Below are 14483 nucleotides of genomic sequence, written 5' to 3' on the forward strand. Positions count from 1 at the left end.
TTGTCGCCGACTTCCTTGAGCCAGCGAGAGACAGTGCCCTCGGTGATGGATTCGCCCAGAGCCGGCATCTTCACATCGGTAGCCTCTTCGGCCGATGCGGTCCCAGGGACCTCCTTGGAGGAAGAACCATCGGACTGAGGGTAAGCCCACTGTACGATCGTCTCGTCTCCGTCCTTCTTCGAGGAGGAAGGAATGTCATCGGTGCTGCCGGACTGGGCAGCGTCCTGCGAGGAAGAGATGCGGGCGATGACTGTGTCTACGTCTACGGTCTCGTCTTCAGGGACAACGATCTCTACTAGGTAGCCGGATACCGGAGCAGGAACCTCGGAGTCGACCTTGTCGGTAGATACTTCGACCAGCGGTTCGTCGGCCTCAATCTTGTCGCCGACTTCCTTGAGCCAGCGAGAGACAGTGCCCTCGGTGATGGATTCGCCCAGAGCCGGCATCTTCACATCAGTCGACTCACCATCGGCATGCGAGCCTTCAGATTTCTCTTCAGACTTCGGAGCATCGGCTTGCTGGCCAGATGCATCAGGAGCAGAGGAGTCCTCTTCCTGCTCAGACGAATCACCAATGATTGCGATCTCGGTTCCCACATCGACAGTCTCGTCTTCAGGAACCAAGATTTTGAGGATGGTGCCTGCAGCCGGAGAGGGAACCTCGGAATCTACCTTGTCAGTAGATACTTCAACGATAGGCTCGTCCACCTCTACAGTGTCGCCGACTTCCTTGAGCCAGCGAGAGACAGTGCCCTCGGTGATGGATTCGCCCAGAGCGGGCATCTTCACTGATTCAGACATTTCGTTTCCTTCTTCGCTTAGTTGTGGCTGTGCAATGGCTTACCGGCAAGCGCCATTGCGGCCTCGCCAACAGCCTCGTTCTGGGTGGGGTGAGCATGGATGAGATTTGCTACATCGTCTGGGTATGCCTCCCAGTTGATGATTAGTTCGCCCTCGCCAACCTGCTCGCCAATACGGGCACCAAGGGCATGGTATCCAACAATTGGACCGTCTTCGACGCTGACCAACTTAATAAATCCTGCGGTAGCCAGCATCTGAGACTTACCGTTGCCAGCAAGGTTGAATTCAACGGCCTTTACCTTGTCTTCACCAAACTCTTCCTTTGCCTGCTTCTCGGTTAAGCCGACAGAGGCAATTTCAGGCTCACAGAAGGTGACGCGCGGGATACCTTTCTCGTCTACCGGGACAGGATCCAGGCCGGCAATATGTTCGGCCAAGAAAATACCTTGGGCGAACCCGCGGTGGGCAAGCTGCAAGCCAGGGACAATGTCCCCGGCAGCATAGATATTGCCAACCCCGGTATGCAGGTTCTGGTCTACGGTGACAAAGCCGCGCTCCAGCTTAATTCCCTGCTCCTCGTATCCGAGATCAGCAGTACGAGGTCCGCGACCAATAGCAACAAGCAATAGGTCGGCGTCGAAAGACTTGCCGTCCTGAGTCTTTACATGAACTCCCGAATCATCCTGGGTTACCGAATCAAACATGGTGTTGGTCTCGAACTTGATACCACGTTTGCGGAACTGCTTTTCGAGTCCCTTAGAAATAGCTTCGTCCTCGTTAGCGACGAGGTGGGGAAGCCCCTCAATAATGGTAACCTCGGCGCCGAAGGAAGCCCAAGCTGAGGCAAATTCGACTCCGATGACGCCACCACCCAAGACGACTGCCTTAGAAGGAACCCAATCCAATTGCAAAGCTTGTTCTGAAGTAATTACCCGTCCCTCAATTTCGAGCCCGGGAATTGTCTTCGAATAGGAACCGGAAGCCAAGATAATGTTCTTGCCGGTGATCTTCTTGCCATCTACCTCGACAGTATCCTTTGCAACCAGCTTGCCCCAGCCCTGGATCAATTCGATCTTGCGAGACTTGATCAAGCCCTGCAATCCCTTGTAAAGACGGCCGATGGTCGCATCCTTGTACTTGTGCAATGCGGCCATGTCGATGCCCTCAAAGTTCGACTTCACTCCGAACTTTGAAGACTCGCGTATATTGTCTGCAGTTTCTGCGGCGTGCAAGATTGCCTTGGTGGGGATGCAACCCCTGTGTAGACACGTGCCACCAACCTTGTCGCCTTCGACAAGTGCAACCTTCATGCCGAGCTGGGCACCGCGAAGCGCTGCTGCGTACCCTCCGCTACCTGCTCCTAGAATCACAATGTCGTACTGGGGTTCGCTCACGCTAATCTCCTTTGGCGTTGTTGAAGAGAGGCCAACGGTGGCCATTCGGGTCTATTGTCCCACTTTTATTCAAAACTCGCTGGAAAGAATAGAGCTTTTTCGCTGTTATCCGCTAGCGCAGGGTATCCTAAGGAGACTGAAACGAAAGGAAAAATAGTGAATACGGCAGGTGTGAACCGACTCGACCCAAGGACAAGATCTCTTGGGTGGGCACGCATATTAATCTTCTGTGTTGCCGCAATCACTATTTGGATCGGAGCTGTTGAAGTAGCCGAATTCGTCAAGGTTGCGCAAGCCCCCGTGCGCGTTACTGCCCTGCTGGCGAGTGTTGGATACGCTGCTGGCGCACTCGGCCTCATACACAATGGCAGAAAAATGCGCATGATTGCTTGGGTAGCTTATGTCGGGGAATTGATAGCACTACTTTGTGTGCTGGCGTTAGCACGACCTGGAGCTACTACGGTCGCTCTCGCATGGGAAAAGGCAGGGGAGTATTTCTACTACCTTCCTGCCTTATTACCCTTGATTGGAATTATCTGGTTGGCCTGGTCAGATCCTCGCCGCCTAGTGGGGCGTTAGACACCACCAGGGAAACCTAGCTGCCTCCACGCTTCGTAGAGTGCTATGGAGGCTGAGTTCGCAAGGTTCAACGACCTAATATTTTCCACCATGTGGATGCGCACTCGCTCTGTTACGCGCGGATGATCCATTGCCCATTCTGGAAGTCCGGTGGGCTCTGGGCCGAACATAAGCCCATCATCTGATTCATAGTGGACATCGGTGTACATATTGCTGGTATGCCCAGTGAAGGCGTACACATTACCGGGAACCGCGTCAAGCGCACTATCTAGATTTGGGTGCACTTTCACGTGGGCCAAATCGTGATAATCAAGGCCGGCTCGTTTCAGTTTGGTGTCGTCCATGTCGAAGCACAGGGGCTCGACCAGGTGCAGCATCGAGCCTGTGCAAGCCGATAGCCTGATTGCAGCCCCTGTGTTCCCGGGGATTCTAGGTTCAAAAAAAATTACGTGAAGCACCCTAAGATTCTAGACCTACTTGGTTTCGTGGGTTGCCATCAGCACCGCGCGAGCTAGCGTGTGCGAGTTGGCGGTGAATACAGCTGTGGTGGGCGTCGTGTCTTCATCTAATTCCAGTGAAGGCGTGTCCAGAGCGGTGATTGCGAAATAGTAACGGTGCGGTCCATCTCCGGCGGGTGGGTAAGCACCGTAATAAGAATGTTCTCCGGCATCGTTGCGTAGGTGCATCGCTGGCCCCTCCAGACGAAGATCGGATTCGCCGATACCTGCCTCGAGTGTTGTAACAGAAGCCGGGATGTCAGTTATTACCCAATGCCAGTAGCCAGAGGGAGTGGGGGCGTCTGGATCAAAACAGGTAAGAAGAAAAGACTCTGTTTCTTCTGGGAATCCTTCCCACGTTAACTGTGGAGATACGTTGCCTCCGGGAGCGCTATGCTCCGCTGGCATTGGTTCGCCCTCACGTAAATTTTTGGAAGTCAAAGTGAAGCTGGGAGTCTTGGGCATCAAGTCATAGGGGGCGGGAGCCTGAGGGCGAGTTAAATCCATTTTCTTCTCCTAAATAGTTGGCCTTCCCTCTCATGGTATGAAAGCGCTCGGGTATACGCCACAGAGCCTAAAAAGCGGTCATAGTTGCCAGGGGTAGGACTTACAATATTCGAACAAGCGTTCGAGAGGGGGAGTCGTGCCATCGCAGATAGAAAGACTGGCCAAGGCTAGAGCGGTATTGCAAGCGGTAGCTCCGACAGTTCAAGAAAGAGGATGGCAACCGCGCCTAGGTCAAGGAAGACAAAAGCTTCTGAGTAACTTAGCGAAGGCAATGGGAGAACATGCCTGGGCTGGAGTCATGGGGATTCCAGACATGGGGTGGTTAGCTGCCGAACAGGCAGGAATAGATCTGAGTCGAATTCTGGTAGTACCTTCTGGGACTGGCCTGGATGCCAAGATACTTGCAACCCTGATCGATGGTGTGGACGTAGTGGCGTTAGGAAAAATTTCATTAAGCGTTGGCCAACAGCGCTCATTGTGGGGGCGTATGCGGGCTCGTAACACCGTACTTTTGACTGATGAAAACTGGCCCAGAATGCGACAGGTCGGATGAGCCTGCGTAGATGTGTGGGGTGGCTGCCCGGCTGGCAGTTCTCCTCTTTTGCGGATTTGGAATCTACTGCTCCGGCAGCTGTAGTGAGCGCGAACAAAATAGTTACTGTTACTCCAGCAGCGGCTAGATATGGGGTGCAAAGCGGGCAAAAAATCAGATGGGCCCGGTCTCTTTGTCCGAAGCTGATAGAAGTTTCTCCTTCAAAACTACTGACACAAACATTTGAACCTGTCTTGATTGCTGCCGAAAGTGTAATGGCTGGTGTTACGCCTTGGCGGCCAGGATTATTTTTTGCTCCCGCCAGGGGGGCCGCTAAGTGGCATGGCGGAGAACAAGAACTATGCGTGGGGCTGACCGAAGCGATCGCCGAAGCTGGGGGGTGGGAATGCCGAGTAGGGATAGCAACGGGAACCCTGAGTGCAATACTGGCAGCCCGAGAACAGGTGATAGTGCCAGAAGGGGAAGAACGTGATTACTTGGCGCCCCGTCCTCTAAAAGAAGCGGTGTGGGCACGAGGGGCCGAAATAGCGAAAACCGCACAACTACTATCTAAATTCGGGATTGAAACGTTAGGGCAGTTAGCGCAGCTGCGTAGACGCGAAGTCGGAGCCCGATTTGGGATGGATGGCCTAGCTCTGCATGATTTAGCTAGCGGCAAAGACATACGAATAGAGCCTGCAGCAAGAGGGGAACAAGGGGTAAGCGTGAGCGTTCCCTGTGAAGAGCCTGCAAGTAGCTACTCTCAAGCCGCCTTTACAGTAAGGATATGCATACTGCGATTTATGCGAGCCTTGGAGCAGAAAGGCCTTACCTGTGCGCGAGTAAAGATATCCGCTGCCGCCGCTCGTGGAAAGGAGCTACAAAGAACCTGGATGCTTGACCCCGGATGGGGTGAAAAAGATTTAACAGATCGCGTCAAATGGCAGCTGGAGGCGTGGACCAGCACTGATAGCGAAACATCGGGGCCTGTACAGGGCATCACTCTAGAAGCTGTGGACTTGTTCACACTAACTGCACGACAGTCTGCGCTGTGGAGTGCTGGCGGTAAAAATACTGACTCTGCCATGGCAGCAGCGCACAGAATACAGGCCCTTTTGGGGCCGCGGGGTGCAACAATCCCGGTTCTGCAGGGAGGCTACGACCCGCGCAGCCGTGTAGCTCTAATTCCGGTCGGAGAAGAAAGGTCTCCTAAATATGCTTTGGATCGCCCCTGGCCCGGTCAGTTACAAGGGCATGCCCCTGCTTGGATTTTAGAGAAGCCTAAATTGCTTACTCTGGTGGATGAAACAGGAAGAGCGGTAGAAATAACCTCAAGGTTGGCGCTTAGCGCTAATCCCGTTGTTGCACGGTGGGAGCGAAATAGCGTGGCAATTCAAAGGGTAGAAGGGCCCTATCCCGTACTGGATAGGTGGTGGGGGCCAGCTTCGGAGCGTTCTCCACGAACTTATCTGCGTTTGCGTTCGGCAGGAATAGACATGCTGGCAGTGTGGATAGACAAAAAATGGTGGGTGGACGGTTTTTGGGAACAAAGTAAAATTGGGAGGAAGACTTAGGAGCGGGATGAGCGGAAACTTTGGGAAAGTTGCAAACGTCTCTTTTGAGCAGCTACTCGCACTTGTAGGACCGCGTATGTGGCAAAAAGCTACGGAGTTAGCGGGCAGGGTGTCACGAATAGAATGGGGCAACGGCACAGTATCGGGCAAAGTTTTCGAGAGCGGGAAGACGTATGGAGTGACTGTCTCCATACCCAAAATTAACCTTCCTAATCAGCATCTTCACTGGGACTGTGAATGTGAAGACGGAATATGGTGTGCGCACGGGGTAGCGCTGCTACTGTCCAGTCTAAGTTCAGCCAATTGGCAAGAAGAACTGGAAGCACTATCCGGCACGAGCCCGATAGGCGAAGAAGGGGACAGCCTTGCCGTCTGTTTTGACTTGAAAAATCGGCAGAAAGGACTATCACTTCGACCTCTTCGAAAGTCAGAAGAAGGATGGTCTGATCGGGCTCTGAACTGGAGACAGATTGCTTCGACGAGCCGAGCTGCCATTCCGACGGGAATGAACGAAACGCATCTTGCTGCATTGCATGAGCTGTGTCTAAAAGCGCATATGGCCCGCCCTCAAACAGGACTTAACCTCATCTCACTCGGGACAGGCGCAATCCCAGCGTTACGTGAGTTGCTGGGGAGAGGGGTGCAAATATTTGTAGGTGCGCAGGATCTACGCCCCGTGAAGTTTGTGCAGGGGGGCCATTGCGGAATCGACGTGCGCGCCCAAGAGAAGCTAACGCTGCAAGTAGGTCTCCAATTAGAGGATGAATTTTACCCAGCTCCAGAGGTGTGGCTAGGACCGGCATGCGCCCTATTACCACGAAGAGGCTTATTGGTATCTCTTTCCGGAATGACTATTGGACCGTTGCGGTGGCTAGATACGGCAAAACCCGTAACCATTCCCAAGGCACAAGTAGGGGAGTTTAGGTCTCATTGGCTACCGCAACTAAAGCTCGCCTACGAGGTTTTTTCTTCCGACCAATCCATGGCCTTGAACATCGCTGCCGAGGTATCTATTGGGCTGGCAATAGATCTTAGCGAGGACGAAGCAACGCTTTCGTGGAAGCTACGCAAAGAGTGGCCCGAGGAAACTCAAGAGGATGAGCTCTTGCACGTTCCGAGCGATCTCACCCAAACGTGGGAGCAAATAAAACAGATTGTTCCCGATATAGATAAAAAGACGCTCACCGTTCCCGAACTTGCGGCGTGGAAGCGACAGGTTATTCCGACTCTGGAAGATATTGGCATTTCAATATCGTTCAACGAGGCAGCTCAAGAGGCGCATCTAGATAACGAAAAGATACATGTGACCTTTGCGGGCACTTCAAATAAAGATTGGCTGGATCTGAAAGTTCGTGTACTCATAGGAGATGCTGAGATTCCGCTGGGGACACTTTTTGCTGCCTTGGATTCTGCTATGCCCGCGCTTCGTCTTCCAGATGGACGTTGGGTAGACCTTTCCGGTCCCGAGCTGCAGAAGTTGCGAGATTTGATCGAAGAAGCCAAGTTATTGCGTCCTGGGGAAGAAGGACTGCTGATTCCAAAAACTGATGTGCAATGGATAAAGAGGGCGCGTCAGCTTGGCGATTTCACAATGGGACAGGTTCCCTGCATTTCCGACGACATAAGGCCAGTGGAAGAAGTGCCAGGGCTGCGGGTGAAACTGCGGAATTATCAGAGTTACGGAGTAAGTTGGCTGGCCCATAGAATGCAGAATGCCATGGGCGGAATTTTGGCAGACGACATGGGGCTTGGAAAGACAGTTCAGCTCCTTTCCGCAATTAAGTTGTCTAGAACGGAAGGAACAGTGCTTGTAGTTGCCCCCACCTCTGTGGTAGCTACTTGGGTTCACGAGGCTGAACGATTCTTGCCTGATCTAAACGTGGCTTCGGTGCAGACAACTGCTCGGAGAAGAAATGAATCTTTATCGGATATGGCGCAGAGGGCAGACATTCTAGTTACGACCTATACCCTGGTTCGTCTAGAAGCGGAGCGATACGCCAAACTTGGGTGGGCTGGCTTGATTTTGGATGAAGCTCAGGCTGTAAAGAACTCTGATACTGCCACTTTTAAAGCCCTGCAGAACTTGAACGTGGGCTGGTGTTTTGCCGTTACTGGTACGCCAATTGAAAATTCCCTGTCTGACCTGCATTCTCTGACCTCCTTGGCGCTTCCTGGCCTGTTGCCATCTGCGCGGCAATTTCGTTCAAAAGTAGTATTGCCGGTTGAAAAAGATGGGGAAGAATTACCTTTGCAGGCCGTTCGAGCGCGGGTGGAGCCTCATTTCTTGCGTCGGACTAAGGAAGAAGTAGCAACTGATCTGCCTCCAAAGAGTGAACAAGTCCTAGAAGTAGAACTCGTAGATCAGCATCGGCATCTTTACGACAAACTCCTTACCCGCGAGCGGTCTAAGGCGCTTGGGTTGATAGATGATCCATCTGCAAGAGTGTCGCTGCTTTCCTCCCTCACAAAGATTCGATTGATGGCAATTGACGCTTCTTTGGTGCAGGAACAGGCGAATGTGCCATCCGCCAAGACAGAGGCGCTCATTCAGCAGCTGAGCCAGATTATTCCGTCGGGCCACAAAGCTCTGGTTTTCTCGCAATTTACCAAGTATCTAAAGAGGGTTAGGGCGCAAATTGAGGCGGCTGGCATGAAGACCTCCTACTTGGACGGAGCTACTACCAATAGGCCGAGAGCAATAGCGCAATTTTCTGAAGGGGACGCGCAAGTATTTTGTATTTCCTTGCGCGCAGGCGGAACAGGATTGACCCTCACTGAGGCTGACTATGTCTACATAATGGATCCTTGGTGGAATCCAGCGGTGGAAGAACAGGCTATCGACCGAGCGCATAGATTAGGGCAAACCAAACCGGTAAACGTCTACAGGCTGGTAGCTACTGACACTGTGGAGCAGAAGGTGATGGAGCTGAAAGAGCGAAAGCAGCAATTGCTTGGACAGGTTTTCGGAGCTAGCGGGCAGAACTTGGACACTGCAGATATTGCGCAAATTCTAGGAATCGCCAACTAGCCATTCGAACAGGTGTTCGATACTCTTGAGGGGTGTATTTTCCGTACTATGAGCTTCATGCTCACTCGGCATACTCGTTTTTAGATGGTGCTAGTTCGCCAGCAGCCCTAGTCGAAGAGGCTGCCACGCTTGGACTAGAAGGAATAGCGATCACTGATACGGATGGGCTGTATGCGGCTGTGCAGGCGAATATGGCAAGTAGGCGTGTTGGGATAAATGCTCTGTATGGTGCAGAACTAACTGTTGAAGGCGCTTGTATTCCGGTGATCGCTCGTGGGCCTAAGGGGTACAGTGCACTCAGTGAACTTATTTCTAAGGCTAATTTGGCGTTAGGTGAGCGTAAGAAAGCTCAATATACGTTGGGGCAGCTCAGTGATCAATTAGCTGATGAAGCGGTAATACTTACAGGCACCAAAAACGGATTACTAGGGAAGGGGGAGGACGTAGATCGCGCTACTTTGCGACGTCTAAAAGATCTTTTCCCCAAAGATAATATTGCTGTGGAGTGCACTCTTTATGGAGTATCCGGAGAAGCAGAGTGGGCAGATTATCTTGCGCAACTGGCAAAACAGGAGTCCTTGCGGTTGGTGGCTACTACTGCCGCCCGGTGTGCACGCATGAGAGATCGCCCTCTAGCTGACGTGTTAGCTGTTACCCGTATGAATAAAACTCTAGATGAGGCGCAGGGGTTCCTGCCGGCAGCCAGGGCTTGCTTGCGTTCTGCTAACGAGATGGGTCAGCTTCACCGGATGCATATTGAGGCAGTAGAGAATACTGCGTATTTCGGCGAGAGGTGCGCGTTTGATCTTAGGTTGGTAGCTCCTGATCTACCTCGGCCTCCGGTTCCTGAAGGGCATACTCCAGCTAGTTGGTTACGCCATTTAACGTATTTGGGAGCGCAAGAACGCTACGGTTCAAAGAGGGAAAATCCGCAGGCTTATGCGCAGTTGGATCACGAACTAGCGGTAATTGAGAAACTCGATTTTCCTGGATATTTCTTGATTGTTTGGGATATTGTCCAGTTCTGTAAACGCAAAAATATTTTGTGTCAAGGACGCGGGTCCGCAGCAAATTCCGCAGTTTGTTACGTCTTGGGTATTACTGCCGTGGACGCCGTTGCCAACAAGATGATGTTCGAGCGATTCCTCTCTCCGCTTCGTTCTGGGCCTCCCGATATAGACGTGGACATTGAAGCTGTACGGCGTGAGGAAGTTATCCAGTATGTGTATGCCACCTATGGTCGCCATCATGCTGGGCAAGTCGCTGCAATTCAAACATATCGTCCCCGTTCGGCGGTGCGTGACGCCGCCAGAGCGCTCGGCCATCCGGTGGGCAGGGCAAGCGCTTGGACAAAATATGCATTTGGGGGGAAACGGAAGAAGGTTACTCGCGCAGAAGGAATTCCTCAGGATGTGGCGCAGATGGCTGATCAGTTATTACAACTGCCTAGACATCTGGGGCTTCATTCTGGAGGGATGGTTCTTACTCGCCAGCCCTTAACCTCGGTATGTCCTGTGCAGTGGGCTGCAATGAAAGATCGGTCTGTGTTGCAGTGGGATAAGGATGATTGTGCGGATGCTGGCTTGGTTAAATTTGATCTACTTGGGCTCGGCATGCTTACTGCTTTGCGGCTAGCTTTTGACGCAATTCAAGAGGACGAGCAAAGGGAGAAACCGCTTGCGCTCCACAATATGCCTGCCGAAGATCCGCGCGTTTATGAGCTCCTGCAGCGTGCTGACACCGTGGGCGTGTTTCAAGTTGAGTCTAGAGCGCAGATGAACACCTTGCCCCGACTGAAGCCGCGCAATTTTTACGACATAGTCGTGGAGGTGGCCCTCATTCGGCCCGGACCTATTCAGGGACAGGCCGTCAATCCCTACATAAATAGGCGGAATGGTAGAGAAGAGGTGACTTACCTTCATCCTCTTTTGAAACCAGCCTTGGAAAAGACGTTGGGGGTGCCGCTATTTCAGGAGCAGTTGATGCAGATCGCGGTAGATGCTGCAGGTCTTAGTCCCGCTCGTGCTGACGAGCTGCGAAAGGCTATGGGGGCAAAAAGATCTGTAGAAAAAATGGAACTTCTGGAACCAGAACTTCTTTCGGGGATGGAACAGCGGGGCATTAGCGAGGACGTAGCTAAAAAAATTTTTTCTCAGTTACGCGGATTTGCCGAGTTTGGTTTTCCCGAATCGCATGCTTTTTCCTTTGCCTATATTGTGTATGCTTCCGCTTGGCTCAAGGTGCACTATCCAGAATACTTTTACGCTGGAATCTTGGGTGCCCAGCCAATGGGCTTTTATTCTCCGGAGTCGCTGATCTCTGATGCAAGAAGACATGGGGTAGCTGTGGGCGGGCCAGACTGCAACGTGTCTCAAACCGGTCCTACAGTGCAAAAAGGTTCTATAGGTCGTGATCTGCATACGTCACCAGTCAAACTGGATGTGCGCACAGATCGACTAGTACGCCTGGGCCTTGAAGCAGTCAAAGGGGTGGGGAGTTTCTGGGCCAACCGGATCGTGAGTGAGAGAGACCTTTTTGGTCCTTACTTATCTCTGCGGGATTTTGCTGAGCGTAGCGGAGCTCCGGCAAGTGTAATTGAGGCGTTGGGGCAGGCAGGAGCGTTGTCTTTTACGGGACTTTCTAGGCGCGAGGTTATGTGGGCCGCCGCTGCTGTGGCTAACCCAATTTCAAGGAAAGGCCAGTATCAGCCGTATTTGCCGGGAACAACTCCAGTGGTATCGGTGCCGGAGTTGAAAAGAATGGGGATTGAAGAACGCATGGTTGCAGACATGTCGACTATGGGCATTTCGCTGTCTACTCATCCCTTCAGTCCTTTGCGCCAAGAAATGACGAAGCGGGGTGTTTATCCAATTGCAGAGTTGTCGGAGCGTGCAGATGGCGATCAAGTTTGGGTTGGGGGATTGGTCACTCATCGGCAAAGACCCCATACTGCGAGAGGAACCACATTTTTATCTTTAGAAGATGAAACCGGACTTGCTAACGTGGTCTGCTCGCCAGGGCTTTGGGAAAGATATCGGCAGGTAGCGACTACTTCGCACGCTCTAGTTGTGAGGGGAGTAATAGAAAAAGGAGATGGAGTAGTAGCGGTGGTAGCGAATAAGTTGGTACAGATTTTAGATGTTGTTCCAGTCCATTCGCGGGATTTTAGGTGAGCGGATTGGTGTGAGGCGTCGAATGTGTGCTAAGTTTTTCCTTGTTGCGCGGGTGGCGGAATAGGCAGACGCGCTAGCTTGAGGTGCTAGTGACCATTTAAACGGTCGTGGGGGTTCAAGTCCCCCTCCGCGCACTAGGAATAACCCCGGTTCGCCGGGGTTTTCTTGTATTACCGGGAGAGCAGGATGCAGTCAGAGATCTTTGGCAAAATTGTTCTAAATCAGCCTAGCGAGGCAGATATTCCCCAACTTGTGCAGGTTCTTTCTGATCCTTCCATTAGTAAATGGACCACCGTGCCTGAAGGATATGGCGAGGCCGACGCCCGGTATTGGATTAACACTTACATCCCAAGGGTGTGGCAGGAGGGTGGGGCCTCCTGGGTCATTCGTGAGCATGCAGATGGCCCGATTGTGGGATCTTTCGAGTATCGAAAAACTGCCGATGGCTATGAAGCCGGCACGTGGCTAGCTAAAAGTGTACGAGGCAATGGCTACATAGATAAAGCTCTGGATCTGACATTAGATGAGATATTCGCAACTGGCGCAAGGCGCGTCGAGTGGAAGGCAGAGAAGGGGAATTGGGCATCCCGTAAAGTCGCTTGGCGTAACGGATTCACCTACGAGGGAATTCGCCGGGGAGTTGGGAAAGCGGATGGTGTATGGGTATATTCCCTACTTGCTGATGATGCACGTACCCCGGTCGCGCCCTGGAGCGGCTCCGGCGCTCAGGCTCTTCCCGATTCCAGGGATCCGGAGGCGTTGGTTCGCCAATTCCATCAGGTATACGGACTCCCAATTCAAACTGACACTCCTTCGGTGGATCGACCTTCGCGAGTGCATATGAGGATGTCCCTCATTCTGGAAGAGGCAACGGAGCTCGTTACTGCGGTTTATGGCAAGTCCGCTGGAAAAATTCTTGAAAATGCTGTGAAAGAAGCAGTAGCGGCAGACGATGGCGAGCGTGACATCATCGAGAGCGCTGATGCTTTGGCTGACTTGGTGTATGTCATCTACGGCATGGCGCTGGAATGCGGTATCAACCTCCCTGCAGTCTTAGCTGAGGTGCAGTCTTCCAACATGTCTAAGTTGGGCGAGGACGGCAAACCTATCTACCGAGAGGACGGAAAAGTACTTAAAGGGCCGGGATTTTTCGTACCAAATATCGCGCGTGGCCTGGCACAAGGACTTTCTGCCGAGCTCTAGGCACAAAAACATAGGACTTCCGGGTGCCTGTGCGGCATCTTGTTCGCTAAACTTGTAGGCGAGTTAGATACATATTTGGAGGGGTTATGGCCAAAGTTGTGGTGATTGGTGGTGGCTACGGCGGCATCACTGTTGCTGGTGGTCTTGATGACGTAGCTGACGTCACACTAATCGAGAAGAGGGATCAGTTCGTCCATCACGCGGCTGCCCTCAGGGCTGCTGTTGATTCGGGGTGGGGACATACCATCTTCATGCCGTACTCGAAGCTTGTGTCTAACGGGAATGTCGTGCACGGTACCGTGCAGCGTGTCGATGGGCATACGGTGTACGTTTCGGGTCATGAGCCGATTGAGGCGGATTATTTGGTACTGGCTACGGGTACGTCTTACCCATACCCAGCCAAATACAACGTGACTGAATCCGAGGTTGCAAAGGCGCGCCTCAGCCAGACACGCGAAAATTTGGCCCGAGCACGTCGCGTGATGCTGGTTGGCGCCGGCACCGTAGGCGTGGAATTTGCCGGGGAAATCTCGTCTAACTTCCCCGATACCGAAATCGTCATGGTAGACAAGGCTGACACGATCCTAGGCACTCCGGGCTATGTCGACGAACTCCGCGACACCATTACTGGTCAGCTGCGCGAACGTGGCGTGCGTCTGGTATTGGGATCTCCGTTGGCGTATATGCCTGGTTCTGACGTGGGTGTTCTATCGCCATTCGAGGTTGAAACCGTCGATGGCCAGAAGATCGAGGGCGACATCTGGTTCTTGTGTTACGGGGCTCGCACTAACTCCGATTACTTGGTTTCGAGCTTCGGCAATGTGATGCGACCCAATGGGCAGATCAATGTGGATAAGCACTTGCAGGTAAAAGATCATCCGGGCATTTTCGCGGTCGGTGACATTACGGATGTGAAGGAATCCAAACGTGCAGATGCTGCAAGGGCTCACGCACGGGTAGTTATTTCCAATATTCGTGATTTGATCGCTGGGCAGAACATGACTACGTCTTACGAGCCTGGCAAGGAATGGGTTATTCTGCCGTTAGGTCCTGATGGTGGTGCAAGTCAGTTGGTCACAAGGGATGGGACCATAGAAGTGGTCGGTCCCCGCGAAACGGCTGACATCAAGGGTACTGACTTGATGGTTTCTATGGTCCGTAATCAATTGCATCTGCAGTAAAACTAAGGAGTTATC

The 14483-nt window shown here is 52.5% G+C and carries 11 protein-coding genes and 1 tRNA gene; 8 read left to right on the top strand and 4 right to left on the bottom strand.

Annotated features, from left to right (window positions below; all coding sequences use genetic code 11):
• The coding region (locus tag AC1EKG_RS00005) for a biotin/lipoyl-containing protein (protein ID WP_285463682.1) at positions 1-800 on the bottom strand (800 nt) is incomplete at its 3' end.
• 17 nt (positions 801-817) lie between these two features.
• Positions 818-2194, bottom strand: a complete 1377-nt coding sequence (gene lpdA, locus AC1EKG_RS00010; RefSeq protein WP_004805427.1) for a dihydrolipoyl dehydrogenase — start codon at positions 2192-2194, stop codon at positions 818-820.
• Between the two features lie 156 nt (positions 2195-2350).
• Between lpdA and AC1EKG_RS00015 the strand changes: the two genes are divergently transcribed.
• Positions 2351-2773, top strand: coding sequence for a hypothetical protein (locus AC1EKG_RS00015; RefSeq protein ID WP_004805424.1), 423 nt, complete (start codon positions 2351-2353; stop codon positions 2771-2773).
• On the opposite strand, the gene AC1EKG_RS00020 is transcribed toward AC1EKG_RS00015, so the two are convergent.
• Together AC1EKG_RS00020 and AC1EKG_RS00025 are read right to left on the bottom strand one after the other, a co-directional pair.
• Positions 2770-3231: a tRNA (cytidine(34)-2'-O)-methyltransferase gene (locus tag AC1EKG_RS00020; RefSeq protein ID WP_040314687.1), complete on the bottom strand. Its 462-nt coding sequence runs from the start codon at positions 3229-3231 to the stop codon at positions 2770-2772. The genes AC1EKG_RS00015 and AC1EKG_RS00020 overlap by 4 nt on opposite strands.
• Positions 3232-3246: 15 nt before the next feature.
• Complete coding sequence (locus AC1EKG_RS00025) at positions 3247-3777, bottom strand: YbhB/YbcL family Raf kinase inhibitor-like protein (RefSeq protein WP_004805421.1); 531 nt, start codon at positions 3775-3777, stop codon at positions 3247-3249.
• 271 nt (positions 3778-4048) lie between these two features.
• Here AC1EKG_RS00025 and AC1EKG_RS00030 point away from each other — a divergent pair, with 271 nt between their 5' ends.
• From AC1EKG_RS00030 to AC1EKG_RS00060, 7 genes are all read left to right on the top strand, one after another.
• Entirely contained in the window at positions 4049-4330 is a 282-nt protein-coding gene (locus tag AC1EKG_RS00030; RefSeq protein ID WP_048707295.1) for a hypothetical protein, read from the top strand.
• Positions 4327-5883 (top strand): DNA polymerase Y family protein, encoded by a 1557-nt coding sequence (locus AC1EKG_RS00035; protein ID WP_004805417.1) that lies wholly within the window; start codon positions 4327-4329, stop codon positions 5881-5883. The genes AC1EKG_RS00030 and AC1EKG_RS00035 overlap by 4 nt, the downstream gene beginning before the upstream one ends.
• Positions 5884-6730: 847 nt before the next feature.
• Complete coding sequence (locus tag AC1EKG_RS00040) at positions 6731-8911, top strand: DEAD/DEAH box helicase (RefSeq protein WP_040314685.1); 2181 nt, start codon at positions 6731-6733, stop codon at positions 8909-8911.
• Between the two features lie 32 nt (positions 8912-8943).
• Entirely contained in the window at positions 8944-12084 is a 3141-nt protein-coding gene (locus tag AC1EKG_RS00045; RefSeq protein WP_481067697.1) for an error-prone DNA polymerase, read from the top strand.
• A gap of 46 nt (positions 12085-12130) precedes the next feature.
• Positions 12131-12218: transfer RNA gene (locus AC1EKG_RS00050), tRNA-Leu, on the top strand.
• 52 nt (positions 12219-12270) lie between these two features.
• Positions 12271-13287: a GNAT family N-acetyltransferase gene (locus AC1EKG_RS00055; protein WP_004805412.1), complete on the top strand. Its 1017-nt coding sequence runs from the start codon at positions 12271-12273 to the stop codon at positions 13285-13287.
• Between the two features lie 86 nt (positions 13288-13373).
• Positions 13374-14468, top strand: a complete 1095-nt coding sequence (locus AC1EKG_RS00060) for an FAD-dependent oxidoreductase (RefSeq protein ID WP_004805410.1) — start codon at positions 13374-13376, stop codon at positions 14466-14468.
• The last annotated feature ends 15 nt before the right edge of the window (positions 14469-14483 follow it).

This window comes from Winkia sp. C0117E2 (assembly GCF_056590455.1).

What these genes read in the sequence shown, in the direction of transcription:
- AC1EKG_RS00030 (WP_048707295.1), top strand. Translation starts at nt 4,049, where the DNA reads ATGGGAGAACATGCCTGGGCTGGAGTCATGGGGATTCCAGACATGGGG.
- AC1EKG_RS00055 (WP_004805412.1), top strand. Translation starts at nt 12,271, where the DNA reads ATGCAGTCAGAGATCTTTGGCAAAATTGTTCTAAATCAGCCTAGCGAG.
- AC1EKG_RS00040 (WP_040314685.1), top strand. Translation starts at nt 6,731, where the DNA reads ATGACTATTGGACCGTTGCGGTGGCTAGATACGGCAAAACCCGTAACC.
- AC1EKG_RS00035 (WP_004805417.1), top strand. Translation starts at nt 4,327, where the DNA reads ATGAGCCTGCGTAGATGTGTGGGGTGGCTGCCCGGCTGGCAGTTCTCC.
- AC1EKG_RS00060 (WP_004805410.1), top strand. Translation starts at nt 13,374, where the DNA reads ATGGCCAAAGTTGTGGTGATTGGTGGTGGCTACGGCGGCATCACTGTT.
- AC1EKG_RS00025 (WP_004805421.1), bottom strand. Translation starts at nt 3,777, where the DNA reads ATGGATTTAACTCGCCCTCAGGCTCCCGCCCCCTATGACTTGATGCCC.